Annotated in this window: 25 protein-coding genes; 13 read left to right on the forward strand and 12 right to left on the reverse strand. The window is 45.0% G+C overall.

Translation table 11 applies throughout. The features are described 5' to 3' along the window. Window positions 1-316: flagellar basal body L-ring protein FlgH (locus JWV37_RS04960; RefSeq protein ID WP_205458671.1), on the reverse strand; the 316-nt coding region annotated here is incomplete at its 3' end. A 116-nt stretch (window positions 317-432) separates the two neighbouring features. Between JWV37_RS04960 and pta the strand changes: the two genes are divergently transcribed. Both pta and JWV37_RS04970 read left to right on the forward strand, forming a co-directional pair. Next, on the forward strand, window positions 433-2,529 hold the full coding sequence (gene pta / locus JWV37_RS04965; protein WP_205458672.1) for a phosphate acetyltransferase: 2,097 nt from the start codon (window positions 433-435) through the stop codon (window positions 2,527-2,529). Beyond that, on the forward strand, window positions 2,526-3,716 hold the full coding sequence (locus JWV37_RS04970; protein ID WP_205458673.1) for an acetate kinase: 1,191 nt from the start codon (window positions 2,526-2,528) through the stop codon (window positions 3,714-3,716). Before pta ends, JWV37_RS04970 begins: the two co-directional genes overlap by 4 nt. On the opposite strand, the gene JWV37_RS04975 is transcribed toward JWV37_RS04970, so the two are convergent. The 6 genes from JWV37_RS04975 to JWV37_RS05000 form a co-directional block, all read right to left on the reverse strand. Continuing rightward, entirely contained in the window at window positions 3,709-5,145 is a 1,437-nt protein-coding gene (locus JWV37_RS04975; RefSeq protein ID WP_240332032.1) for a Mur ligase family protein, read from the reverse strand. The two genes, JWV37_RS04970 and JWV37_RS04975, sit on opposite strands and share 8 nt — an antisense overlap. Continuing rightward, entirely contained in the window at window positions 5,145-5,858 is a 714-nt protein-coding gene (gene estV, locus JWV37_RS04980; protein WP_205458674.1) for an EstV family lipase, read from the reverse strand. Before estV ends, JWV37_RS04975 begins: the two co-directional genes overlap by 1 nt. Window position 5,859: 1 nt before the next feature. Continuing rightward, the gene (locus tag JWV37_RS04985; protein WP_205458675.1) at window positions 5,860-6,078 is read right to left on the reverse strand and encodes a type II toxin-antitoxin system prevent-host-death family antitoxin; all 219 of its coding nucleotides are present in this window, start codon (window positions 6,076-6,078) and stop codon (window positions 5,860-5,862) included. Between the two features lie 103 nt (window positions 6,079-6,181). Continuing rightward, window positions 6,182-7,219, reverse strand: a complete 1,038-nt coding sequence (locus JWV37_RS04990; RefSeq protein ID WP_205458676.1) for a D-alanine--D-alanine ligase — start codon at window positions 7,217-7,219, stop codon at window positions 6,182-6,184. 9 nt (window positions 7,220-7,228) lie between these two features. Next, on the reverse strand, window positions 7,229-7,780 hold the full coding sequence (gene ruvA, locus JWV37_RS04995) for a Holliday junction branch migration protein RuvA (RefSeq protein ID WP_205458677.1): 552 nt from the start codon (window positions 7,778-7,780) through the stop codon (window positions 7,229-7,231). Beyond that, entirely contained in the window at window positions 7,777-9,705 is a 1,929-nt protein-coding gene (locus JWV37_RS05000; protein ID WP_205458678.1) for a flagellar assembly protein A, read from the reverse strand. The genes ruvA and JWV37_RS05000 overlap by 4 nt, the downstream gene beginning before the upstream one ends. 128 nt (window positions 9,706-9,833) lie before the next feature. Here JWV37_RS05000 and murJ point away from each other — a divergent pair, with 128 nt between their 5' ends. From murJ to JWV37_RS05050, 10 genes are all read left to right on the forward strand, one after another. Next, window positions 9,834-11,228: a murein biosynthesis integral membrane protein MurJ gene (gene murJ / locus JWV37_RS05005; RefSeq protein ID WP_205458679.1), complete on the forward strand. Its 1,395-nt coding sequence runs from the start codon at window positions 9,834-9,836 to the stop codon at window positions 11,226-11,228. Beyond that, the gene (gene cysS / locus JWV37_RS05010) at window positions 11,215-12,606 is read left to right on the forward strand and encodes a cysteine--tRNA ligase (protein ID WP_205458680.1); all 1,392 of its coding nucleotides are present in this window, start codon (window positions 11,215-11,217) and stop codon (window positions 12,604-12,606) included. The genes murJ and cysS overlap by 14 nt, the downstream gene beginning before the upstream one ends. A gap of 66 nt (window positions 12,607-12,672) precedes the next feature. After that, entirely contained in the window at window positions 12,673-13,725 is a 1,053-nt protein-coding gene (locus JWV37_RS05015; protein ID WP_205458681.1) for a quinone-dependent dihydroorotate dehydrogenase, read from the forward strand. Between the two features lie 41 nt (window positions 13,726-13,766). Then, window positions 13,767-15,029 carry a M16 family metallopeptidase gene (locus JWV37_RS05020; RefSeq protein WP_205458682.1) on the forward strand — a complete coding sequence of 421 codons (1,263 nt, stop codon included), beginning with the start codon at window positions 13,767-13,769 and terminating at the stop codon, window positions 15,027-15,029. After that, window positions 15,022-15,915 (forward strand): 4-hydroxy-tetrahydrodipicolinate synthase, encoded by an 894-nt coding sequence (gene dapA / locus JWV37_RS05025; protein WP_205458683.1) that lies wholly within the window; start codon window positions 15,022-15,024, stop codon window positions 15,913-15,915. The genes JWV37_RS05020 and dapA overlap by 8 nt, the downstream gene beginning before the upstream one ends. 3 nt (window positions 15,916-15,918) lie before the next feature. Continuing rightward, window positions 15,919-16,686, forward strand: coding sequence for an enoyl-ACP reductase (locus JWV37_RS05030; protein ID WP_205458684.1), 768 nt, complete (start codon window positions 15,919-15,921; stop codon window positions 16,684-16,686). Next, a complete protein-coding gene (gene pgsA / locus JWV37_RS05035; protein ID WP_205458747.1) occupies window positions 16,686-17,237 on the forward strand; it encodes a CDP-diacylglycerol--glycerol-3-phosphate 3-phosphatidyltransferase in 552 nt (183 codons plus the stop codon). Before JWV37_RS05030 ends, pgsA begins: the two co-directional genes overlap by 1 nt. After that, window positions 17,231-18,286, forward strand: a complete 1,056-nt coding sequence (gene rseP / locus JWV37_RS05040) for an RIP metalloprotease RseP (protein WP_205458685.1) — start codon at window positions 17,231-17,233, stop codon at window positions 18,284-18,286. Before pgsA ends, rseP begins: the two co-directional genes overlap by 7 nt. Further along, window positions 18,283-18,954, forward strand: coding sequence for a YggS family pyridoxal phosphate-dependent enzyme (locus JWV37_RS05045; protein WP_205458686.1), 672 nt, complete (start codon window positions 18,283-18,285; stop codon window positions 18,952-18,954). Before rseP ends, JWV37_RS05045 begins: the two co-directional genes overlap by 4 nt. 145 nt (window positions 18,955-19,099) lie before the next feature. Then, window positions 19,100-21,205 carry a transporter substrate-binding domain-containing diguanylate cyclase gene (locus tag JWV37_RS05050; RefSeq protein ID WP_205458687.1) on the forward strand — a complete coding sequence of 702 codons (2,106 nt, stop codon included), beginning with the start codon at window positions 19,100-19,102 and terminating at the stop codon, window positions 21,203-21,205. A gap of 12 nt (window positions 21,206-21,217) precedes the next feature. On the opposite strand, the gene JWV37_RS05055 is transcribed toward JWV37_RS05050, so the two are convergent. Then, the gene (locus JWV37_RS05055) at window positions 21,218-21,826 is read right to left on the reverse strand and encodes a hypothetical protein (RefSeq protein ID WP_205458688.1); all 609 of its coding nucleotides are present in this window, start codon (window positions 21,824-21,826) and stop codon (window positions 21,218-21,220) included. Window positions 21,827-22,061: 235 nt separating this feature from the next. Here JWV37_RS05055 and JWV37_RS05060 point away from each other — a divergent pair, with 235 nt between their 5' ends. Beyond that, entirely contained in the window at window positions 22,062-22,661 is a 600-nt protein-coding gene (locus JWV37_RS05060; protein ID WP_369407655.1) for a MarC family protein, read from the forward strand. A gap of 30 nt (window positions 22,662-22,691) precedes the next feature. On the opposite strand, the gene JWV37_RS05065 is transcribed toward JWV37_RS05060, so the two are convergent. The 4 genes from JWV37_RS05065 to JWV37_RS05080 are packed head-to-tail and all read right to left on the reverse strand — an operon-like array spanning window position 22,692 to window position 25,552. Continuing rightward, window positions 22,692-23,249 (reverse strand): 2-oxoglutarate:acceptor oxidoreductase subunit OorC, encoded by a 558-nt coding sequence (locus JWV37_RS05065; RefSeq protein WP_205458690.1) that lies wholly within the window; start codon window positions 23,247-23,249, stop codon window positions 22,692-22,694. 9 nt (window positions 23,250-23,258) lie between these two features. Further along, window positions 23,259-24,092: a 2-oxoglutarate ferredoxin oxidoreductase subunit beta gene (locus tag JWV37_RS05070; protein ID WP_205458691.1), complete on the reverse strand. Its 834-nt coding sequence runs from the start codon at window positions 24,090-24,092 to the stop codon at window positions 23,259-23,261. After that, window positions 24,092-25,225, reverse strand: coding sequence for a 2-oxoglutarate synthase subunit alpha (locus JWV37_RS05075; protein WP_205458692.1), 1,134 nt, complete (start codon window positions 25,223-25,225; stop codon window positions 24,092-24,094). Before JWV37_RS05075 ends, JWV37_RS05070 begins: the two co-directional genes overlap by 1 nt. 9 nt (window positions 25,226-25,234) lie before the next feature. Continuing rightward, window positions 25,235-25,552, reverse strand: coding sequence for a 4Fe-4S dicluster domain-containing protein (locus JWV37_RS05080; protein ID WP_205458693.1), 318 nt, complete (start codon window positions 25,550-25,552; stop codon window positions 25,235-25,237). Window positions 25,553-25,610 lie beyond the last annotated feature (58 nt).

Genomic DNA, 25,610 nt, shown 5'->3' on the forward strand with positions numbered 1-25,610 from the left:
CAATGCCCCCTCCCAATCTGTCAGTGTTTTCCTTAGAAATATTTTTACTTGCATTGGAGGTTTGTGTCAAAGACTCACTGATGACAACGGTTACAATATCATTGGTATTCATCGCTTTTCGGTCAGAAAACAGAGGATTATCCCCTCTTCCATAAAGGCTTCCCGGATTTGATAAATTACTTACAGGCGCGCGCGGAGGGAGTTCTTCCACATAGGCAGGGGGCGTCATGTCAATGCGTGGATCAGCGGTGTGGCTTGCACATCCGGCAAACATCAAGGGCAACACTGCCAATGAAATTACACCATATCGTTTCATATGTCCTCCAAAAGGTTTACATGTAAAAGATTATTTTTTTATCATAATAATCTGCTACGATTACACCAAAGCAAATAGAGTTCCAACCTTGCTCCCCAATGATAAAAAGGAAAATCATGCAAACCAAAAGTCTGTACATTGCGTCACTAGAGCCAGCCGCTGGCAGTTTAATCGTAGCAATGGGCATTATGGAAATGCTCAAAGGCCGCATGGAAAAAGTAGCTTTTTTCCGACCCGTCATCCCCACTAGGGCGACAACAGATGGGGATATTGATTTTATGCTGGGGTATTTTTCCTTACAGCAATCCTATGAAGACACTTTTGGGTTCAGTGTTGATGAAGTAGAAACAATGGTAGCAAGCGGAAATCGCCATGACCTCATGGAGGCTTTGATTGGTAAATTCAAACTCCTAGAAAGCCAATACGATTTTGTCTTATGCGAAGGGCTTAGTAGCTCCTCTCTTACCTCTTCTTTTGATTTTGATATCAACTTGGAGATTGCTAAAAATCTAGGTGTTCCTGTTGTCACGGTTCTTAATGGCAACGGAAAAACCCTCAAAGAAGTACATGAAGAGATACGTATCGAATCTGCAACCATCAAAACAGAAGGCTGTACCCATTTTGCCACCTTTGCAAATCGCCTAAGCCAAGATGTTTTTGAAACACTCAAAAAAGACGAGAGCCTCGATTCTGACCAGCCCGTATTTTTACTCCCTGAAATTCCCGAACTTGATTCCCCAACCATTGCAGAAATTAAAAAGTATCTCAAATGCGACATGATTCTAGGAGGCGAGCAAGATTTAAGACGGGTTGTCAAGCAGAGTAAGGTTGCCGCCATGACCATGGAGCATTTTCTTGACCACTTAGAGGATGGGGATTTGGTCATCGTTCCTGGCGATCGCCCCGCAATCATGCTAGCAGCCATTGCGGCCAACTACTCCAAAGTCTACCCTACTATCGCAGGGATTTTACTAACCGGTGGATTTGTACCAAAACAAGCCATTCTAGAACTTGTTCAGGGCATCACCCATTTTAATGGCATTCCTGTTTTAACAAGCACAAAAGATACCTTTAAAACCGCCATGGATGTCAACAACGTTCCCGCGCGCATCACCCCTCAAAGTAAGCGAAAAATCGCTCTTGCTATGGGGCTTTTTAACGCCAATGTAGATAAGCTAAGGATTGAAGAAAAAATTAAAACCTCAACAGCTTCTTCGGCAATGACGCCCATTATGTTCGAATACAGCCTTTTTGAAAAGGCAAGGAGCAACAAAAAGACCATTGTCTTACCCGAAAGTGAGGACGTGCGAATTTTGCGCGCTGCAGAAATTCTTTTGCGTCGAGATGTGGTCAACCTTGTTCTTTTGGGCAACGAAAGCGAAGTCATGCACAAAGCCATGACCTTGGGCCTTGACCTTAAGGGCGTGCGCATCATTGACCCCGCCACCTCTCCCTTGAGCGAAGAATTTGTCACTGCTTTTTATGAACTTCGAAAAGCCAAAGGCCTCAAACTTGCTGCTGCTAAAGATGCCATGGTAAGTCCAAACTATTTTGCCACTATGATGGTTTACCTTGGACACGCTGATGGCATGGTCTCAGGTGCAGTGCACACAACCGCTGACACCATTCGCCCCGCCCTTCAAACCATCAAAACAAAACCTGGCATCTCGGTGGTTTCAAGTGTCTTTTTTATGTGTCTTGATACCCGCGTTTTAGTCTACGGGGATTGTGCGGTAAACCAAGACCCTAACGCTCAAGAATTAGCACAAATTGCCATCTCTTCAGCACAAACAGCCAAAGCCTTTGGTGTAGAGCCACGCATTGCGATGCTTTCGTATTCTACGGGAGATTCTGGTAGTGGAGACGAAGTGGAAAAAGTACGCACAGCGACCAAGCTTGTCAAAGAGCTTCGCCCTGATCTTCTTGTCGAAGGCCCTATTCAGTACGATGCTGCCATCGACCCCCAAGTTGCTAAAACCAAACTCCCCAACAGCAAGGTTGCAGGACAAGCGACTGTCTTTATTTTCCCTGACCTTAACACTGGCAACAACACCTACAAAGCCGTACAACGCTCCTCTGGTGCCCTTGCTATAGGACCTGTGCTTCAAGGCCTCAACAAACCCATCAATGACCTAAGTCGAGGTTGTTTAGTAGAAGATATTGTTAACACCGTGGCCATTACTGCCATTCAAGCCCAAGGAGATAACGCGTGAAAATTTTAGTACTTAATTCTGGAAGTTCTTCCATTAAATTTCAACTTTTCGACATGAATGCAAGCCAAGTGTTGGCTTCGGGGATGGTTGAACAAATCGGCGAGAGTACCTCCCAAGCAAAACTGACAACCCATGCAAAAGAGGATTTTAGCGCTTCTAAGCCTATTGCTACCCACGAAGAAGCACTGGAGACTATGAACGCACTTTTTGCCCAATCCGGACTTTTGAACAGCCTTAGTGAGCTTGATGCCATCGGCCATCGTGTCGTACATGGAGGAGAGCTTTTTTCTACCCCTACACTCATTGACCAATCCGTTCTTGAGGGCATTCGAGGGCTTTCTGCCTTGGCGCCATTGCATAATCCTGCCCATGTTGTGGGCATTGAGACGGCCATCAAACAAAGCAAAGGTGTGCCACAGGTAGCTGTTTTCGACACAGCATTTCACCGCACCCTCCCCCAGCATGCTTACATGTACGCCCTGCCTTACGAACTGTACGAGTCTTTACATGTAAGACGCTACGGGTTTCATGGCACTTCACACCATTTTGTCTCCAAAAGTGCGGCGGCCCATTTAAATATCCCTTACGAAAATTTTAATGCCATCTCTTTACACCTTGGAAATGGCACCAGTGCTACAGCCATCCAAGGAGGCAAAAGCGTGGATACATCCATGGGAATTTCACCTCTTGAAGGGCTTATCATGGGAACACGCAGTGGAGATTTGGACCCTGCGATTTTATTTTACTTGCACCGCGAAAAAGGCTACACCATTGCCGAGCTTGACACCTTGCTCAACAAGCAAAGTGGCCTTAAAGGGATTTGCGGCAACAACGACATGCGAGAGATTGGACTCATGATTGACAAGGGAGACGAAAAAGCCACCCTTGCTTTTGAGATGTTTGCTTACCGCATTAAAAAGTACGTTGGTGCATACAGCGCGGTGCTTGGACGCGTGGACGCACTTATTTTTACTGGTGGTATTGGCGAAAACGACAGCCGATTACGCACAAAAGTTTGCGAAGGGCTAGGAAACCTTGGCATTAGCATCGACACGAACACCAACGACCAACGTTGCAAGGTTATCACCCCCATTCACACGCAAAATGCTCCAGTCGCAACCCTTGTGGTGCCCACCAACGAAGAGCTTGAAATCGCCCAACAAACCCAAGCAGTTTTAGTTAAATAAAGCTAGGTGCATCGTTTGAAAACAAGATAAGATCCCCTGCCCTTGTGTGCGTTGCTAACAAGGGCTCCATTTGGGATTTATCTTTTAAAAGGTGTACTTGGGGCTTTTTTAGCACGGCCATCAGCGTGGTTGCATTGACTTGGCCCGTAACCATTACCACATCAAACACCTCGTTCATCACCTCCGCCAAGGCAATGTTTTCTTCCTTGGTGCTCTCAATGATGCCAGGCGTAACAAGTACTTTGCGCCCTTGGTGTTGACGCACTAGCTCATAAGAGGCGCGCATGCCTTCAAAGTTTCCATTAAAGCTATCATCTAAAATGATTTTTCCGCCCGCGTCCATGCGGCACAAACGGTGGGGCACAGGCTCCAATGAGGCGATTTGTTGGGCGATATGTTCAAAAGAGAGCCCAAAATGCCGCGCTACGTGGATGCAAGCAATCAGATTGGTCGCATGAAACGCACCCAAAAGCTTGGTCGCAAACGCCCGTTTTTCCCCCTCAAATACCGCTTCAAAACGGGTTCCCTCAAGGGTTGCTTCTACATGTAAACATTCCCCACCAAAAACACGCACCCTCTCACTGGGCGCCGTGTTGGTGGTTTGGTGTACAAAGGCTTTTTCAAGGCGTGGAGAATACACTAATTCCATTTTGGTGTTGCGCACCGCTTCTAGGGTTTTAAAATACTCAATATGCTGTGGCCCAATCTCTCCCACAAGGGCCACATGGGGTTCCAAAAAGCGGGTGATTTCCAAAATGTCACCAGGCTCTCTGGCTCCCGCTTCAGCGATATACACTTGTGTATTTTCAGGCAATGCGGTATTCACGTCTTGCACCAATCCACCTAGGGTATTGACACTGCGTGGGGTAGCGTAGCACACAAAGGTTTCGCCCAAAATGTGCGCAAGAAAGTTTTTCATGCTCGTCTTTCCATAACTTGCCGTAATAGCAACGATCTTCAACGCAGAACGCGCAGCGAGTTTGGTTTTGGCTTTTTTGTAAAACCCTTGAAACAAGAGTTTTTCGTAAGCACTACTTAAGACCACCGTGGCAATAAGCGGCATCAACACGCCAAACTGCGCGCACGTAACAGCGGCCAAACACAACACGTCTTGAAACAACGTCGCAAAAAACAAAAAGGCAAAAAACCGCTTCACGCGCGCGGTAAACACCAAGGGTTTATCAAGTTTTCGTGCCCACAAAACGAGCATTGGAAAAAATGCCACAATCACGTAAAACCACACGTACACACCTGCAACATAATACGCCGCCACGGGAATAATGAGAAAAAAGACGTGCCATTGGGGCTTGTGAAAATGAAAAACAACGCGCTTAACACGGTAGTGGTACCACTGAAGTGCGGTTGCAAGGTAATACCCAAGCCCCATTACAAATACAAGGTGCAACCCAAGCCATACCAACGCCATCATCACGCCTCCTTCAACGCGCGCTCAATGCGTGCGCCATGCAAAATAAAGAAAAAATGGTCCCCTTGTAAAGGGTAAAACGTAGCATTTGGAATCAACCGCGCAATCTCTTCGCCGCTTTGTAATGGCGTAGTCTTGTCTTCTTCACCCCAACACACTAACGCCCGCCCTTTGTACGCAGCAAAAACCTCGCGCATGTCTTCGTTGACCACCTTTTTAAGGGTTTCGTACATCACCGGCGCCATGCCCTGCACGTCTTTGGTGGCAAACAGGCGGTAAAAACGCCCAAATCCTAGGCGTTTTAAAAACTTAAATAGAGCGATTTTTACTCGCACACCTAAAGGTTTGGGCGGCACAATCCCTGCACTGCTTAAAAGCACCAAGGTTGAAGGGTTGAGCAAAGTGGCGACTTTACCCCCAAAAGAGTGGCCCACCATTATCTCAGGCGTTACATGTAACGCCTCTAAAAACGCCCTCACAACCGCTGCGTATTCCAAAGAAACCAACGGTACATGTAACGAAGACGCACCAAAACCTGGTAAATCAATGTAAAGGTGTTGGTACTCTTTAAACACGCCACCAAAGGCTTTTTTCATAATCTCTTTATTGGCTCCCCAACCGTGCAAAAACACAATGGTTTGCGCTTGCTCGGGGTGAAGAATTTCATACCCAATCTCATAGTCCACTCCGTTTACATGTAAGGCCCGTTTTGCCATCTCATGCTCGCTTGGTTTTGGCGTAGATTCTCTCTAAAATCTCCACGGCTTCTTGCATACGTTCGTACTCTTGCATGTTTAAAAGCACGGCTTCAAAACGGTTGTTTTTGACAATGATGGCGCGTTTGCGCTTGCCTTCACTGACTTCTGAGACAATCGCGCTAAAATTGCGCACCATTTGGGTTGCTGTGTACATCTCTTCTTGTGAATAGGCGCCCATGGCTCTTCTTTGTGTAAAATTTTATGTAAAATCATAGCAGGAGAGGGCTTATAGGGAACTTGGAGAGGGTGTTAGGCCGATACGCTAACACCTCAAAAAAGTGCTAAAGTTTCCCTTTAGCAGCATGAATAGAGTGAATGTACTGATACGACACTGTGGCTTCTTTTGGCGCAGGAAGAGCCTTAGCCAAGCGGTGCACAAGGCCATCAAAGTCTTGAAAAAGGTAGTTTGCCATACTGCCAGGATTGGGGTTGATTTCATTTAAAACCACCTCTCCTTTAACCATGAAAAAATCGCATCGAATCAACGCCCCTTGAAATAAAGGCATGTAAAGAGCCTCAAAGGCTTCTTTTAGGCATTTTTCTTCAGAGGGTTCAAGTATGGCTTTGGAGACCGTAGCGGTGCGTGAAAAGTCCAAATACTTTTTATCAAAGTCCAACAATTCCCCTTTTTGCGGAGCTTCAATGATAGAAAATTCCACACCTTGTGTGGTAAAACATCCTGCAAGGTTGTACTCCCTCACCCCCTCCACAAAGGGCTCAACAATGACCGTGTCGTCGTACTCAAAAGCCACATCTAGGGCGTATTCAAGGGTTTTTTCACTACGCACCACGCTCACGCCAATGGAACTGCCAAGACGTAAAGGTTTAATAATGAGCGGATACGCAAGGCTTGGGGTACGCTGCTGGGGCGTGAGTAGTTCGTAAGGCAAGGTCTTTACCCCGCACGCTTCCGCCAAATGCTTCGTCCAAAGTTTACTATAACTGAGCACCGACGCTTCTAGGCGTGGTCCAATGAAAGGCACACCAAAAAACGAAAACAATCCCGCCAGTTTGCCATCTTCTCCATCGGCCCCGTGAATGAGGTTTAGCACCACGTCGCAAAAGATTTTTTTTGAACCAAACAATCCTTTACATGTAAAGCCACCTTGTTCTAGGGTGAGCTTGGGGTCTTTTTTGTAACTTCCATCCGAAAAACGTTTGGCGTTGATGGATTCGGCTGGAATCAAATAAAACTCACGGTTTGCGTCACAAAAAATATAAATCAGTTTACATGTAAGCACTTTTTTAAGTGCAATAGCACTGACAATGCTAATCTCATGCTCGTAACTTTTCCCGCCAAATACAATTCCTACTTCCACACACTTCCTTTAGCTTAATTTTTTAAGTGCTTCTTTAATGAGCCCTGCCGTGTCCCCTGCGGTGCAGGTACTGAGGACTTTTTGAATGCGGTCTTTTTTGAACCCAAGGCTCTCAAGAGCCAAAGAGGCTTCGTGCCCCACGCCAACACTTTCTTCCCCGTGCAATGAAAAATCGCTCAATTCTACCAAGATGCGTTTTGCACTCTTTGGGCCGATACCAGGCACCATCTTAAACGCGTCCACGTTCCCATGAATTAGCGCTTCGGCAAACCCTTTGGGCGTAAGCGTAGAACACACTGCCATGGCGATAGAAGGGCCAATACCACTGAGCTTGACCAAGGTTTCAAACATCCGTTGCTCATCCAGTGAAGCAAACCCAAAAAGCAACTGGGCATCTTCGCGAAAAACTTGGGTCGTATGTAATGAAACCGTGCCAGAAGTTGCCAAAGTAGCACTGGTGTAAAGGGAAACGGCCACTTTATACGTGATGCCCGCAACAGTTTTAAGGTGCACATAAGTAGGTTCTTTGCGTACAACAACGCCCTCTAATGCAACAATCATCGGTCTATCTGGCTTGAACGGTTGATTTTGAATTTATCATCTGAAGTTTGCACAAGTGTAATCATCTTGGAGATTTCATGATTTTTAGTGTTGTACTCCACCTCAATAGCAGGAGAAATAAGCCTAAACTTAATCTCATTGTACTCTTTCCACGGGGAGTGATTGATGATTTTAGCAGAAAAGATTTTGGACTGCATTTGGTTGAGTTCTTCTTTGTAATCATTGAGTTGAAATTTGTAATCTTTCATGGCTTTGAGCATCAAGTTGTACTCGTTCACTAGCTGCTGATAGTCTTTGAGTTTTCCCATAAACGTCGCAGGTGGCTTTTGCCCTTCGGCTTTAAGCTCTTCGATTTTTGCCTTAATCATCTCGACAGATTGCTTGTTTTTATCGATGATATTTTTTTTGTTTTCTAACTGTTTTGGCATGCTATCAAGGCTTTTTCGGGCTTTTTCAATCTTTTCTGTTAGCGAAGCGGTTTCTGCTTTAAAGGTCATGGCACTTGCGGGGTCTACAAGAAATTTATTGTTACTCCCTTTTAATTCTTGGATCTCTATCAATTCTGATGTTGTAATTTGGGCATTAGAAGAGAGGCTTTCAATGTAGATTTGTCGCGCAATAATCTCTCCACCAATCACCGATTTGACACGCACAACATCGGCAATCACTTTGCCGCCCTCCAAGCGATCAATGGTTGCTTCAGTGGCCTCAAGAGTACCCCGATGCACAGAAATAGTAGCTGTGTCTGCCCAAACCGTCGATGTCATGTGAGTTTGTCCCCCAATGCGCACCTTTCTGGCGCGAACATTTGCCTGACTCCCCACATTGCCATCCACATTAATCTCCGTACTTTCTACGCTCATTCCTGTTCCGATGGCATCCTTAAAAGCGTCGGTTTCTTTGATATTGATAGTAACATTTCCATCCAACCCCGCTTCGATGGAGCCCGTGGTTTTAAAATTAATCTCATCAAGTTCCATTTGGTCTTGAATGTCATACGTTCCGCCTGATTCTTTCACGTACCCGCTGCATTTGGCAATGTAGCGAATGGTTTTGTCGTCTTCTTTTTTAATAATATTTTCAGTGACGTTAATGGCTGTCTGATTAGTGATTTTCGGTTCTCCAACAGGTAAATAAATCCCTCGACATGTTTTCCCCGGTGCGCCTTCTTGAGGTTTTACGTATTCCAAAACCACTTCGCCCTCACCCACAGCCTCCAGATAACCTCTACGTGAGTAATCTACTCTGCCTTGTTTGTCTTCAGCATTAACTTTTTTCTTGTAATGCACGATGAGTGCATCATTGACGGGCAACACAGGGTCAATACCTTCCATTACTACAAAGGTGCTGTCTTTTTCAACGATATTATTAATGCGAACCGAAGCGGCAATTTTTTTAACCTCTTGGCGCATAATCCCCTCGCGAATACCGACAAGAATTTTTGCTTTGATTTTCTTCTTGTTGATTGCCTCAAGAAGCGAAGGCTCAAACTGAGAACTGTAACGGATATTGACGCTTTTTTTAATAGTGACAACGGTTTTAGTAAGGTTTTTATTGGCACCCAAGGAAAGCGGGGGAAGCACAGTAACGGGTTCTTGCTGGGCTCGTAGGTCAAAAATTTCAACCTTAAAGTGTTGTTCAATCTTTAGTTCAGGGTTGAGAAAAAAATCATCTTCATCAAACATAGACAACGCTTCTTCGCTAGCCTCTTGCCACTCTTCTTGTTCACCTTGACGATAAAGGGTTGTGATTTTTAGAATTTTAAAATCCACAACATCCAATTCAACATTATTGGCAGTGGCAACACTTTTTAGTTCTTTGGCAACATCTTGCGTATCAATAATCATGGGAGAAAATGTCACAGGAGTGACTTCTTTTTTATTTTCTTCGCCACTTCCTTTGGTTAGTTTGTCAAACAATCCCACAGTGTCGCCTTTCTCACATTGGTTTAATCTGTTTTGTATTATGATATACAAATCATTAAAAGAAGGTAAACTTCTCTTATTTTAGGCATTTGCCTTGTTTTTAAAGACCCCCAGCAGGACTCAATCTAATGGTGATTCGCTCCTTTTTTACTAACAGTATTGGCATTCTTGTGTCAAGAATTTTAGGCTTCATTCGTGATATTTTAACAGCCTCCATCTTGGGTGCCAATCTTTACAGTGACATTTTTTTTGTCGCCTTCAAACTCCCTAATCTTTTTCGCCGTATTTTCGCCGAAGGGGCCTTTACACAAGCCTTTCTTCCCGCTTTTACCAGGGCAACCAAAAAAGGGTTGTTTGCTGCGAGTGTCTTTTTGAGGTTTTCTTTTTTTATCCTCATACTCACCTTGCTTGTTATGGTATTTGCCCCTTGGTTAACCAAGCTTATTGCCTTTGGCTTTGATGAGGCAACCATAGCCCTGGCGGCCCCGCTCGTTCGTATTAATTTTTGGTACCTTTTACTGATTTATGGCGTTACACTTGCTGCTTCCATGCTCCATTACCGAGGCCACTTTGCCACCACCGCTTTTTCTACGGCTCTTTTAAACCTTGCTATGATTGGTGCCTTGCTTCTCTCTAACACGCAAGACCCCCATCAAGCGGCATGGAATCTCAGCTTTGGCGTCCTAGTCGGCGGGCTTTTACAAGCGCTCACACACCTTATTGCGCTAAAAAAATTCCGCCTTTTAAAGGTCTTTTTAGGAAGCATAGGCCGTCCCAAAAAAAGTGCCACCGAACCCTCTTTTTACCGTAATTTTTTTCATGGGGTCCTGGGTGGAAGCACAGCACAACTTTCTGCCTTTTTGGACACATGGTTAGCCAGTTTTTTAGCCTTTGGAAGCATTAGCTACCTCTACTATGCAAATCGCGTTTTTCAGCTTCCCTTGGCCTTGTTTGCCATCGCCCTTTCTGTGGCCATTTTTCCCAACATCACCAAAGCCCTTAAACGCGAGGGTGAAGAAAAAGCCCGGCGCTTCCTTGAAAAAGGGTTTTGGATTTTGTGCTATTTGCTGTGTGCTGCAACCCTTGGAGGGACTTTACTCTCCCATGAAATTACCTGGCTTTTGTTTGAAAGAGGCTCTTTTGGCGCGAAAGAGACGCTCAATACGGCACTAGTGCTTCAAATGTATTTAGTAGGACTCTTGCCCTTTGGGCTTGCACGCCTTTTTTCCTTGTGGCTATATGCCAACCAGATGCAAGCTAGGGCAGCTAAAATTTCTGCATTTAGCTTAATGGTAAACATTGTGCTTTCACTAGCGCTCATTGGCCCCCTAGAAGCGGCTGGCTTGGCGCTAGCAAGCTCTTTGAGCGGGGTTGTCCTTTTTGCACTCACCGTTCACGCCTATGGCACCCGCGCCTTTTTGGCTATAATGCGCCCACAAAATATCATAGGACTAATAGGGGTACTGCTTGCGACTGGCGCTCTTGTTTGGATAATTAAGGAGATTTTACGTGGTTATTTATGATTCAACGCAAAAGAAAAAAGTTCCTTTTGAGCCCATCAAAACAGGTGAAGCGACCATCTACGTCTGCGGACCCACCGTCTACGATGACGCCCATTTAGGCCATGCTCGTAGTGCCATTGCTTTTGACCTACTCAGGCGTACCCTTGAAGCACTAAACTACAAAGTCACCTTTGTCAAGAACTTCACCGACATTGATGATAAAATCATTGCCAAAATGGACCAAACAGGCCAAAGCCTAGAGACGCTTACTACCCACTACATAGAGCGCTACAAAGAGGACATGCGAGCCTTACATGTAAAGGATGCTTCACTAGAACCCAAAGCCACCCAAAGCCTACCAAGCATGATACGCTTCATTGAAACACTGCTAGCCAAAGGGGCAGCTTACACTCTTGATGACGGAGTTTACTTTGACACCAGCAAGGACGAGGGCTACCTAAGCCTAAGCCATCAACACATCGAAGAAACTAAGGCCCGTGTCGAAGGTAACAGCGCCAAACGCAATCCCAAGGACTTCGCCCTGTGGAAACGCTCCACCCAGGACCCCGTCTTCGATTCTCCTTTTGGCAAAGGACGACCAGGGTGGCACATCGAGTGTTCCGCCATGATTCAAGAACACCTCGCCCATGAAGGCCCCTACCAAATCGACATTCACGCAGGTGGTGCCGACTTACTGTTTCCCCACCACGAAAACGAAGCTGCACAAACCCGTTGCGCCTCAGGCCAACACCTTGCCAAATACTGGATGCACAATGGCTTTGTAACCATCAATGGTGACAAAATGAGCAAGTCTCTTGGCAACAGCTTTTTTGTCAAGGACGCTTTACATGTATACGACGGTGAAGTCTTGCGTTTCTATTTGCTCTCAAGCCATTACCGTGCAGACTTTAACTTTAACGAAGACGACCTACTCTCTTCCAAACGCCGCTTAGACAAGCTGTATCGCCTCAAAAAAAGGCTACAAGGAACAAGTCCTAGCCAAAAAGAAGAACACTTTACATGTAAAGTGCTAGAAGCCTTAAGCGATGATTTGAACATTTCCAAAGCCTTGGCTATTTTGGATGAGATGATTCTCCAAGGCAACGAGGCATTAGATAAAGCACCCAAAGACACAGTACTCAAGCAAACCTTGTTAGCAAACCTTACTTGGATTGAAGAAGTGCTTGGCATTGGATTGCATAGCCCTATTGGTTACTTTCAATTAGGCGTTTCGCAGGGCCAAAAAACCCAGATACAGCAGGCCATTGAAGCCCGCCAAGAAGCCAAAAAAGCTAAAGACTTCGCAAAAGCTGATGCTATCCGTGATGCACTTTTAACCCAAGGAATCCAACTCATGGACACATCAGAAGGAACGCAGTGGGAACGGATCATTGGATAGCCCCTTCTTCAATCGGATTTTTAGCTTTTTTAAGTTACAATCGCGCCAAACTGTAAAAGGAATGGTATGTACGAACTGATTAAAAAAGTGATGTTTCGCTTTCAGCCTGAAACTGCTCACGACATTGTCGAACTAGGTTTGCGTGTAGTAGGCAGCTATACTCCCGCGCTACTTTCACCTTTTGCTTCGACGTTTTTTATCAGTGATGCCAGATTGCATCAGAACCTTTTGGGCACTACTTTTCACAATCCCGTAGGGCTGGGCGCAGGATTTGACAAAAATGCTACGATGCTAAAAGGCCTCACTGCGCTTGGTTTTGGACACATTGAGTTTGGCACCATTACCCCCAAAGCGCAGCCTGGCAACCCCAAACCGCGCTTGTTTCGCTACCCTGAAAAGGAAAGTGTGCAAAACGCCATGGGATTCAACAATGAAGGTCTTGTTAAAGTTAAAAAACGCCTCGAATCTCTTTACCCTTTTGCCACACCCTTGGGGGCTAACATTGGTAAAAACAAAGCCACTACACCCGAAAATGCTCTGGAGGATTACCGTATTCTTATCGAAGGGCTTAAAGATCTGTGTGATTTTATGGTCATTAACGTCTCTTCGCCCAACACCCCAGGCCTTCGTGACCTGCAAAATGAAGCGTTTATTGGCGAACTTTTTACTATGGCTAAAACACTCACCTCTAAACCCATTTTGCTAAAAATTTCTCCCGATATGGAGATGGACGCGGCACTAAAGCTATGTGAATGCGCCATCAATCATGGAGCCCATGGCATTGTCGCAACAAACACCACCACAGAGTACACCCTGCTCCAAGGTGCGCAATCTTTTGGGGGCTTAAGCGGGCGCGTATTGACCCAAAAAAGCAATGCCTTTTTCAAACCCCTTGCGGAAGCCTTTTTTGGTAAAACCGTGCTTATTAGTGTTGGTGGTATCAGCGATGCTGATGAAGCGTATGAGCGCCTACTAGAAGGGGCTAGCCTAGTGCAAGTGTACAGTGCGTTTATTTTTCAAGGCCCCTCTTTAAACAAACGCATCAATGAGGGCATTTTAGCCCGCATGAACCAAGACGGCTTTCACCATATTCAAGAAGCCATAGGCGCTAGACGATGAGACGTTTAGTGCTTGGCGCTTTACTATTCACAGGAGGACTTATGGCAAATTCGTTGCCGCACTTTGAAACTAAAACTTTAAAAAACAACCTGCAAGTTGTTGTTATCCCCATGAACAATGGCACCAATGTCATCACGACTGACATCTTTTATAAGGTGGGGAGCGGAAGTGAAACCATGGGAAAAAGTGGCATCGCTCACATGCTTGAACACCTCAATTTTAAATCCACCAAAAACCTTCGCGCAGGCGAGTTTGACGAAATTGTCAAAGGTTTTGGCGGGGTCAATAACGCCTCTACAGGGTTTGACTACACCCATTATTTCATCAAAAGCTCCACGGGCAACCTTGACACTTCTTTGGGACTTTTTGCCGAACTCATGCAAAACCTAAATCTCAAAGACGAAGAGTTTCAACCTGAGCGCGATGTGGTTTTGGAAGAACGCTTATGGCGCACCGACAACTCCCCGATGGGTTTTTTGTATTTTCGCCTGTTTAACCACGCATACATTTACCATCCTTACCACTGGACACCCATTGGCTTCAAAGATGACATTAAAAACTGGACGATTGAAGACATTCGCACCTTTCATCAAACCTATTACCAACCCGCCAACGCCATTGTTTTGGTGGCAGGTGATGTGGACCCAGAGGTAGTGTTTAAAGCGACCCAAAAACACTTTGAAGCCATCCCAAACACGACGCCCATTCCTCAAAAACACGAGGTTGAACCACCCCAAGATGGCGCAAAACGTGTGGTGATTGAAAAAGAAAGCGAAGTGGAAATGGTCGCTATTGCCTATAAAATACCTGATTTTAAGCATCCCGACCAAGTAGCACTCTCCGCGTTGAGTGAACTTTTAAGCAGTGGCAAAAGTAGCTACCTAAACGACCGACTCATCGACCAAAAAAAGCTTGTCAACCAAGTGTATGCTTTTAGCATGGACAACAAAGACCCCGGTTTGTTTTTATTCTTAGCCGTGTGTAATCCTGGCGTAAAAGCCGAAACGGTTGAAGCAGAGATTTTAGCCATTATTTCGGCTGTTCAAACGGGAAAAATTAGTGATGAAGACGTGCAAAAGGTCAAGACCAACACAAAAGCAGACTTTATTTATTCTCTAGAAAGTTCAAGTGGACTTGCCAACTTGTTTGGTAGTTTTCTTGCCAAGGGCGACATCGCGCCTTTACTTGAGTATGAAGAACATATCAATAAATTAAGCAAAGAAGAGTTGGTGAAAGCAGCCAACACCTATTTTATTCCAAAATACTCCACTACGGTGATATTACGAAAGGATTCACATGAATAACCCACTTATTGGCGCAATGACTGCACTGGTTACTCCCATCAAAAATGGCAAACTTGACGAGGTTGGGTATGCCAAACTTATCCAGCGCCAAATCAATAATGGCATTGACGTAGTGGTTCCTGTGGGAACAACGGGTGAAAGCGCAACGCTCACCCATGACGAGCACCGCCAGTGCATCGAAATAGCCGTCGATACATGTAAAGGCACGAACGTACGTGTTTTAGCAGGAGCGGGTAGCAATGCCACCTTTGAAGCTGTTGGTTTGGCACAATTTGCCGAACAGCATGGCGCCGATGGTATTCTTTCAGTAACACCTTATTACAACAAACCCATGCAAGAGGGGCTTTTCTTGCACTACAAAGCCATCGCAGAGTCTGTGGAGATTCCTGTACTTTTGTACAATGTTCCAGGGCGCACAGGTGTGGATTTGTTGCCTGAGACTATTTACCGACTTTTTAACACGTGCTCTAATATTTACGGGGTTAAAGAAGCCACAGGCTCTATTGAACGCTGCGTGGACTTGCTTGCTCATGAGCCAGCCCTTGCACTCATCAGTGGAGATGACGCCATCAACTACCCTCTTCTTTCTAACGGAGGCAAGGGGGTTATCTCGGTAACTTCCAATCTCCTGCCTGACCAAATTGCTCAGCTGACTCACTTGGCCCTTGAAGAGCACTACGCAAAAGCCAAGGCCCTAAATGATAAACTCTACAACATCAATAAAGCACTTTTTTGCGAAAGCAACCCTATTCCAATCAAAGCAGCTCTGCACATTGCTGGCTTAATCGACACCCTAGAGTTCCGCTTGCCACTTAGTGCACCAAGCAAAGAAAACATGAAAAAAATTGAGACTGTAATGGCTCAATACGATATTAAAGGACTGTAACACATGCAAGGAAAGACTCTCGTTATTAGTGGCGGAACCCGTGGCATTGGACGCGCTATTGTGTTGGCATTTGCCAAAGAAGGTGTCAATGTTGCGTTTACCTACAATTCCAATGCAGAACTCGCCGAAGAACAAGCACAGGCATTAGAAAAAGAGTTTGGCATTAAGGCCAAAGCGTACCCTTTAAACATTCTCCATCCCGAAGAATTTAAAGGCGTTTTTGAAGCTATCGACCAAGATTTTGACCGTGTAGATTTTTTCATCTCTAATGCTATTATTTCAGGGCGCGCCGTTGTGGGCGGATATACCAAATTTATGAAACTCAAACCCAAAGGTATCAACAATATCTTTACCGCGACAGTGAATGCTTTTGTTGTGGGTGCCCAAGAAGCCGCCAAACGCATGGAAAAAGTAGGTGGTGGAAGCATTATCTCCCTCTCCTCCACAGGCAACCTTGTCTACATCGAAAATTATTCGGGCCACGGTACATGTAAAGCGGCGGTAGAAGCTATGGTACGCTATGCAGCTACCGAACTTGGCTCAAAAGGTATTCGCGTTAATGCCATCAGCGGAGGACCTATCGAAACCGACGCTCTGCGTGCGTTTACCAACTACGAAGAAGTAAAAGACAAAACTGCCGAACTCTCGCCTTTAAATCGTATGGGAAAACCCGAAGACATGGCAGGGGCTTGTGTGTTTTTATGCTCCGAAAAAGCCAGTTGGGTAACAGGGCATACACTTATTATTGATGGGGGAACGACCTTTAAATGATGCTTAACCTTCCTAATTTTCTTGCTTTGTTGCGTGTCGTGATGGCCACAGTAATGTTTGTATTTTTAATAGAGCGTGACGCCACCTTTTTCCAAGGTATTCACACAAGCTGGTTGGATTTTTTTGCAGCCTTTGTTTTTGTCCTCGCTGCCGCAACAGATTTTTTCGATGGTTACATCGCAAGAGAATGGAATCAAATGACCAAATTGGGTGCTATTTTAGACCCCCTAGCCGATAAAATGCTTATTTTGGCTGCTTTTTTGGGATTGCTTTTGCTTGACCGCGCCTCTGCATGGGCCATCTATTTGATTTTAACCCGTGAATTTTTTATCACAGGATTACGCGTCATGGCAGCAAGCGAGGGGAAAAATATCGCAGCCTCTATGGCAGGAAAAGTTAAAACTGTCTTTCAAATGATTGCTATTGGTTTGTTGATTATGAATTGGCCTTTAGCGACACTATGCCTCTGGATTGCCGTAGGACTAACGCTTTATTCTGGCTTTGAATACATCATTGGATACACCAAAAATACCAAGGAGGGCACATGCTAATTTCTCTCTTGGTGCTCTCTTTTTTGATTTTTTTTCATGAACTTGGCCATTTTTTGGCTGCGCGTTTTTTTGGTGTCAAGGTGGAGGTTTTTAGCATTGGTTTTGGAAAAAAAATCCTTAAGCGCCGCTGGGGAGAGACGGAGTATTGCCTGAGCGCCATTCCTCTTGGTGGCTATGTGCAAATGAAAGGGCAAGACGACAGCAATCCCACCAACACTAGCCTAGACGCCGATAGTTATGGGGCCAAAACACCCTTGCAACGCATTGCCATTTTGTTTGCGGGACCTTTTGCTAATTTTTTACTGGCTTTTTTGCTTTACATTGCTATTGCCTCCTTAGGTGTTTTGAAGCTTGCTCCCCAGATTGGGGTAGTAAGCGAAGACTCTGCGGCAAGCGCGGCGGGCCTCATGGAAAAAGACCGCATTGTTGCCATCAACGGCACTTCCATTCGCATATGGGATGAAATCAAGCCCATCGTTACCCAAACCCAAGGTTCTATTTCACTCCTTGTGGAACGCGCCGACGAAACCTTGCTACTCTCCCTTACTCCAAAACTTAGCCAAAGCCAAACCCTTTTTGGTGAGGCTATTCAGGAACGGCTTATTGGCATCTCACCTTCTGGCGAAACCGTGACGCTTACTTTTAGGGGCGTACAAAGTCTTGGGTTTGCGTGGCATGAAACAGTGCGCGCTGCGACATTGATTGTGCAGAGTTTGCAAAAAATGATCGAGGGTGTAATTTCTCCTAAGGAGATGGGTGGCGTGATTTCTATTGTCCAGATTACCTCAAGTGCTGCAGATGCAGGTATTGTGACACTATTTATGCTCACTGCTTTGATTTCGGTAAATTTGGGCGTCCTAAATCTTTTACCCATCCCTGCCCTTGATGGCGGCCATATTATGTTTAATCTTTATGAAATTATTATGCGTAAACCTCCCAAAGAAGCGGTGTACATCAAAATGACTTACGTAGGATGGGCGTTGCTTTTGAGCCTGATGGCTTTCACTATCGTCAATGACATCCTACGGCTTTCGGGAGCTTACCAATGAATTTTTATGAATCTACGCTCGATACAATTTTTACACGCATTGAGGCAGTGCGAACGGCTGTCAATCAACATCAAATCATCAAACTTGTTGCCGTGAGCAAAAGCGTTGAACCCCACCATGTAGAAACCATGTACCAAGCCGGACAGCGCGCTTTTGGGGAAAATAAGGTCCAAGAATTGGCCCGCAAAAACCAAGCCCTTTCCACCTTGCCCCTTGAGTGGCATTTTATTGGAAGGCTTCAAAAAAACAAAATTAATGCCTTAATTGACCTTTCCCCTTCCCTAGTACACTCTTGCGACTCCCTAGAGCTGGCCGTTGCCTTTAATAAACGTTTACATGTAAAGGAGAAAACTCTTTCGGTTTTACTTCAAATCAACAGTGCAAAAGAAGACTCTAAAGCAGGCGTTATGCCCGAACATGCCATTGAAACCTACCTTGCCATCAAAGAAACTTGCCCAAATCTGGTATTAAAAGGGGTGATGAGCATCGGGGCACACACGAACGATGTAGCGCTTATCCAACAAAGTTTCGAGACAACGTACCGCCTTTACGAATCCCTCACCCCCCATGGCGCTAAAGTTTGTTCCATGGGCATGAGTGAGGATTTTGAACTTGCCATTCGCTGCGGGGCAAACATGCTACGCCTTGGGAGTGTTTTATTTACCTAGTGCCCTATTCAACATTAGTGCACAATAAACACCTTTTTACTTTTTTCCATGCCTACAAGTAGGCAATTTTTGTACATCTTTTAATCAGCGTTAAGCCTACTATGCTATAGTAAAAACAATCATTCTCTCCATGCTTGGAAAATCCGTGAAAGCACTACTCTTAATACTTTTTTTATCTTGCTATTTTTTACCCTCATTAAGCGCCGATGGGGATTTTCTCACACAAGAAGAGCGTGAATTTGTTTTAAAATACCCTATTTTGAGGGTTTCAAACGACACAGAACGTTATCCGTATAATTTTTATGCAAGCTATGAGCCCCAAGGCTATGTGGTTGATTTTCTACGCCTACTCGCTTCCAAACTTCAAGTAGAGATTCAATTTCTCACCAACACATCCCAAGCACTAGAACACCTGTTTTATGAGGGCCATCTGGACATCTTGACCCCCGCAACATTTTCACACAACCAAGAAGAACAAGTATTGTTAAGTGATGAAATTTTAAACATACGTTACGCTTTTATCACACAAACAAACACCCCTCTTTCCCCGGAAACACTTGTGGGGAAAAAAGTGGCACTTTCGCAAGAGAAAACCAAATACATCCAAAGCCTCTATCCTGAAAATGATATTTTGACTTTTAACTCCCCTAAAGAAGCTCTTGAAGCCGTTGCTTTTGGGTTGGCCGATGTAGCCATTGAAGACTATGTGGCTGCTTTTTATATCATGAACCGTTTTATGCTGGCCAATCTTCACGTCCAACTTCCAGACGACTCAAGACTTCACGACACACTACACATGGCACTACCTTCAGAGTCTACACTCCTGCATCGCATTCTCAACAAAACAATGCGCACTATTACAGAAGAAGAGCTTTACGCCCTTCGTAGCAAATGGCTCCAACATACACAAAATGCAAGCACAGCTACTTTACAATTATCGTCCGAAGAGAAGAGTCACCTAGAGCTCCTTGGAAGCATTCGTCTGTGCATTGACCCTGATTGGATGCCTATGGAGGGAAGTGTTGATGGCAAGCATACTGGCATGTCTAGCGATTACATGCGTCTTGTGGAGGAAAAAATTGGCATTCCCATCACCATGGTTCCCACAAACACATGGCTTGAATCCATCGAAAAGGCAAAAAAGCGCCAATGCGATATTTTTTCGCTTGCGATGCCCACACCCGAGCGCAGGCTTTATATGAATTTTACAACACCCTATTTGGACATTCCCTTGGTTCTTGTTACCCGTCCCGAGGAAATCTTTTTTTCTGATGTTTCTGCGATTCACGATCGACCCATCGGAATCGTCAAAGGATACTCTTACGGGGAAATTTTACGCGTCAAATACCCTAAAATGCTCTTTGTAGAAGTAAAGGATGTGCAAGAGGGTCTTCTAAAAGTGCGTGACAAAGAGTTGTTTGGGTTTATAGATTCCCTGCCCGTCGTGGGATATATCATTCAGCAAGAGTTTGCTAGCCAACTTAAGATTGCAGGAAAATTCGATGAATCATGGGCGCTTGGCATTGGTGTTCGCAATGATGACCCTTACTTACTGGGGATTTTTGAGAAAGCTATTGCTTCTATTGCTCCAGAGGCACACCAACACATTTTAAACAAGTGGGTTTCAGTTCGTTATGACCGCGGAATTGACTACAGCCTTTTACTAAAAATACTAGGCGTATTTGCCCTCTTTGCTTTTTATTTGCTTTTTCGCCAACAAGAGCTAAGGCGCCACAATCAACAGCTTGCCCTCCTCTCTACCACAGACGCACTCACAGGTATTTATAATCGTATGAAACTAGATGACCTACTCTCCCATGAATACAAGTATTTTCTTCGCTACAAGCGTAATTTGTCATTAATCATTATCGACATTGATAATTTTAAAACCGTTAACGACACCTTTGGGCACAAAGTCGGAGATGCCGTACTGGTTCGCTTCACACAAATCATCACCCAAGAAAAACGTGTTACAGATATTTTTGGCAGATGGGGAGGTGAAGAGTTTTTGTTGATTTGCAAAGAAACCGACACCAAGGGGGCGAAGATTTTGGCTGAGAAAATCAAGACCGCCCTTAGCCAGTCGGAATTTGAGCACGTTGGCTACAAAACCGCCAGCTACGGCATTGCGCAATTTGAGGAGGGAGACACCATTGAGTCTGTTTTTATTCGAGCTGATAAAGCCCTGTATTGCGCCAAAAAGAAAGGTAAAAATCGCATTTGCATCCTTGGAGGCTACTCGCGAAATTAGCCTCCTGCCCCTTTACATGTAAAGGTGTTGATAATACACACCACTAAGCACAAGGCCCATCTTTCCTAGCCCCTCTTCTACCAACACACGCTCTTCTTTGTAAAATATATCTTCAATAAGCCCTTCATGCACGCTAGCAACATAGGTACTCATGCCCTCAAAAGAAGCTTCCCTTGACGTATCAAAGAGAACAAACAACTCCACGGCCTCATCCAAAGAAGAGAGGTAGAGGCGAAGCAACCCGTACATTTTTTCTTCTACGGGCGAAAGTGCCTGCTCAAATGCCTGCAACGATGCCTCAAGAAGATGTTTTTTTTCTGGAAAATTTGCACCAAGAAAGGTGTGAATCAGGTGCTGTTTTTTTGCCCTTAAGGTTTCAGGCAAAACACGGTTACGGTGCTTTACTAAAAAAACAAACGCCTGATTGGGGCCCAAAATCTCTGTGTTTGTATGTGCTTTTAGGAGGGTCTTGATTTGTTTACATGTAAAGCGTGACCGAGCACATAGCATAGCTTCATCAAGGGCTTTTAGAATGCGATTGTGCAATGTTTTGGTCTGGCTATCTTCGCATTTTGCCAGCAACTCTAGCATAAAGTGTAGTGTTTTTATATCGGTCTGCATGGCCCATCCTTGTTAAAATGTGCTGATTATACCAAAGCAATCTTTCAACTCCCACTACGCACAAGGAGACTTTGGAATTCTCACAAAAAATACATAACTTTTTATAAAAAAAGTGTGTATATCATACTTTTTGCTACTTTAAAATAAAAACAGGAAAAAGAGGTGCTTCTAAGATAGGCGCGGTATAATGCCATTTTTAAAGACGTATCTTAGAATTTTACCCAAGGAGTGGTGTGTGGATTGGTCATTTATTGTTTCGGTGTATATCAAATTTTTCTTTTTGATGACCCCATTTTTTGTGCTTTCCATGTTTTTGGTCATGACCAAAGAAGAGAGCAGTGAAGCAAAGAAAAAGCTTGCTTTACATGTAAGCGCTTCGGTTATTTTTACTTGTACGATTTTGCTTTTTTTCGGAAACTATATTTTCGACCTTTTTGGCATCACCCTTGATGCGTTTCGCATTGGTGCAGGTTCGCTTCTTTTTCTCACCGCCGTTTCCCTCATCCAAGGGCCCAAAACCGATGCACTGCCCAAAGATGCTAGCGCCATTGCTGTGGTGCCTTTGGCTATCCCTATTACCATCGGGCCAGGCACTATTGGAGCACTTTTAGTAATGGGCGCGGGCATGGAAGGCGTCCAACAAACATTGCAAGGACTATTTGCACTCATTTTGGCCGTAGGAAGTGTTGGCGTGATGCTTTATTTTTCTGGTGCCATTGAGCGTGTAGTGGGAAGAAATGGCCTAACAGTACTGAGCAAGATTACAGGACTTGTATTAGCAGCGCTTGCGGCACAAATTGTTTTCACAGGAATCAAAAACTTTTTGGAATTGTAAAGGGGAATTTTCCCCTTTACATGTAAAGACTCAAGAAGCTGCTAATGCTTTTTTGGCGTAATGAATACCCAAATCAAATGCTTTGATATTTGATTCGTGTACCCTTGGTGGCACTTTTGAAAGCATTACTTCTTTAACCAACTCTTGGTCTAGTACCTCTGTCATCTCTAACGCAATTGCCAAGGCAACCACAGACTGGGTGATGACATTACCCACTTCTTCTTTAGCGATCGTAATGATAGGAATCTCAAAAATTCGCCATTTTTCGCGGTCTTCGTCAGAGGGTTTTACCAAATTTGGCTCCACAACAATAATGCCGCCTTTTTTTACCCCTTCTTTAAATTGGTCATAGCTTACTTGCGCAGTTGCGAGCATAAATTCAATTTCACCCTCGTTGGCATAAGGAAATAAAATCTCACCCTCATCAAGCAAAATGTCTACCTTTGTAGGCCCGCCACGCACTTGTGAGGTGTAGGTTGAAGCTTTGACACCATACCCGCCGTCTTTAATTTTTGCAGCAGCCAAAATCTCGCCTGCCAAAATAACCCCTTGTCCACCCACGCCAACAAATCGCAATTGACTTCGCATCCTTGCTCCTTAGAGTTTCACTTGGCTCTTAGTTTGAGCCGCTTCGATAACTTTTTGATACCCTTTGCAATATTCAAGCTGGGTTGTGTCGTGCTTGAGGATGCCTGTTGGGAATTTAGTTTTTTGCTCTTCTTCACTAAGTTCATCGTATTTTTTCTTAGGAACAATGCGGCCTTCAATCCACTTGAGGTTTTGAATTGCATCGCCCATTTTGTTTTTTCGTCCCAAGTTAATGTGGCAGTTAGAAAAAATATCAAAAAAGGAGTACCCCTCGTGCGCAAACCCTTCTACAAATACTTTTTCAAGCTTTTTAGGATCCAAAACAGACTCACGCGCCACAAAAGTCGCACCCGCCACTTGGGCAAGCTTGGCCGCATCAAACGTGGGGTCAATATTGCCATACTGCGCCGTTACTGTCCACATACCCTGAGGCGTTGTGGGTGAAGTTTGAGAATTGGTTAAGCCATAGATGAAGTTATTAATAAGCACATGATTAAGGTCAATATTGCGTCGACAGCCATGAATGGTATGGTTGCCACCAATAGCAAGCCCATCACCATCGCCTGTGACCACAATGACCTTTTTGCTCGGGTTAGCTAACTTAATGCCCGTGGCATATGCAATGGCCCGTCCATGAGTAGTGTGTACCGTATTGCAGTTAATGTACGAGCTTGTGCGTCCACTACATCCAATCCCTGAGACCACACACACATCGTCCATATTCCAACCCAATTTTTCAATGGCGCGAATAATGGATTTTAGTATCACCCCATCACCACAACCCCAACACCACAAGGTGGGCATTTTTTCTGTGCGCAAATACTCGTCATAATTAAATGCCATTACATCATCTCCTTCACTTTAGCCACCATTTCACCGGGGGCAATGGCTCGTCCGTTTGCTTTGTGCAGGGTTCCAAAATCATCCCGCTTCATCACGCGCTGAATCTCTTCAAGGTATTGCCCCATGTTGAGTTCGGTTACAAAAATCTTTTCAAATTTTGCAGCAATTTCGCGCATGCGTTTTTTAGGGCTTGGCCACAACGTAATCGGACGGAAAAGTCCGGCCTTAATCCCCTCGGAACGTAGCTTCACTACCGCCTCTTTGGCAGCACGAGAAATGCTTCCATAGGCGATAATACAGACTTCTGCATCCTCAAGCATGTACTCTTCATACCGTACTAAATCCTCGTGGTGTGCGCGAATCTTACCCATTAGGCGATCAATGTTGTACTGGCATTGGTGTTCGTCTTCTGTGGGAAAACCTGTGGGGCCATGGTGCAAGCCCGTTACATGGTAGCGGTATCCTTTAAAAAAGGGGTTTAGCGTGGCTGGTTCCGTTGGACCTGCCTCATAAGGGCGATACTCTTTGGGGTCGCCCGTAAATTCTTTACGTTTAACAACAGAAGCTTTAACCTCTTCCAAGTCTGGCAAAATCGCTTTTCCGTGCATGTGACCCAAGGTTTCATCAAGCAATACAAACACGGGTGTCATGTATTTTTCGGCGATATTAAAAGCCCGTACTGTTTCAGTATAGGCCTCTTCTAGACTTCCTGGGCACAAAGAAATGGATTCAAAATCCCCATGCGTTGGATATTTTGCTTGACCAATGTCCGCCTGAGAAACACGAGTCGGAAGACCAGTGGAGGGGCCACCGCGCATAACATTAACTATTACCAAGGGAATTTCGGCTATAAACCCAAGACCAATTTGTTCTGCCTTAAGTGAAATACCAGGTCCCGAAGAAGCAGTCATTGCTTTGGCGCCACTCATGGCTGCACCAAGGGCCACAGAAATACCTGCTATCTCATCTTCCATTTGTATAAACGTCCCACCGCTTTTTGGCAATAAAACACTCAAATCATGCGCAATTTCACTCGAAGGTGTGATGGGATAGCCTCCAAAAAAATTACATCCGCACTCCACAGCAGCTTTTGCTGCGAGCGAGTTGCCGCTTGATACTACTTCTCTAGCCATTCCATCTCCCTATGCGCTCAATTTTCGGTAGCCGTTTTGCTTTACAGCTTCAGCTCGTGCTTTTGCTTCATCCGTAAGTTTTGCAAACTTAAACTCACCGCGCTCAGCCACGTAGATTGCAAAATCAGGGCAGTGAAGTTCACAGTCTCTACACCCGATACATGCAGCAGGTTCTGCCACTTCAATCATCGACCCAAGGGTGGACCCAGGAGCTGGCACCATTACCAAAACTCCCGCAGGACATAAACTTACACACACATCACATGCCTTACAGCGTGCGGTATTGACCCAAACCGGAGTACTCTCCGGTGCCGCCATGACGCTCATCCATTGCTCCTTTAGTGTGATTGCCCGCGTGGGCATCTGGATTAGTTTCAAAAAGCAA

Source organism: Sulfurospirillum tamanense (assembly GCF_016937535.1).
Classification (GTDB): Bacteria; Campylobacterota; Campylobacteria; order Campylobacterales; family Campylobacteraceae; genus Sulfurospirillum_B; species Sulfurospirillum_B tamanense.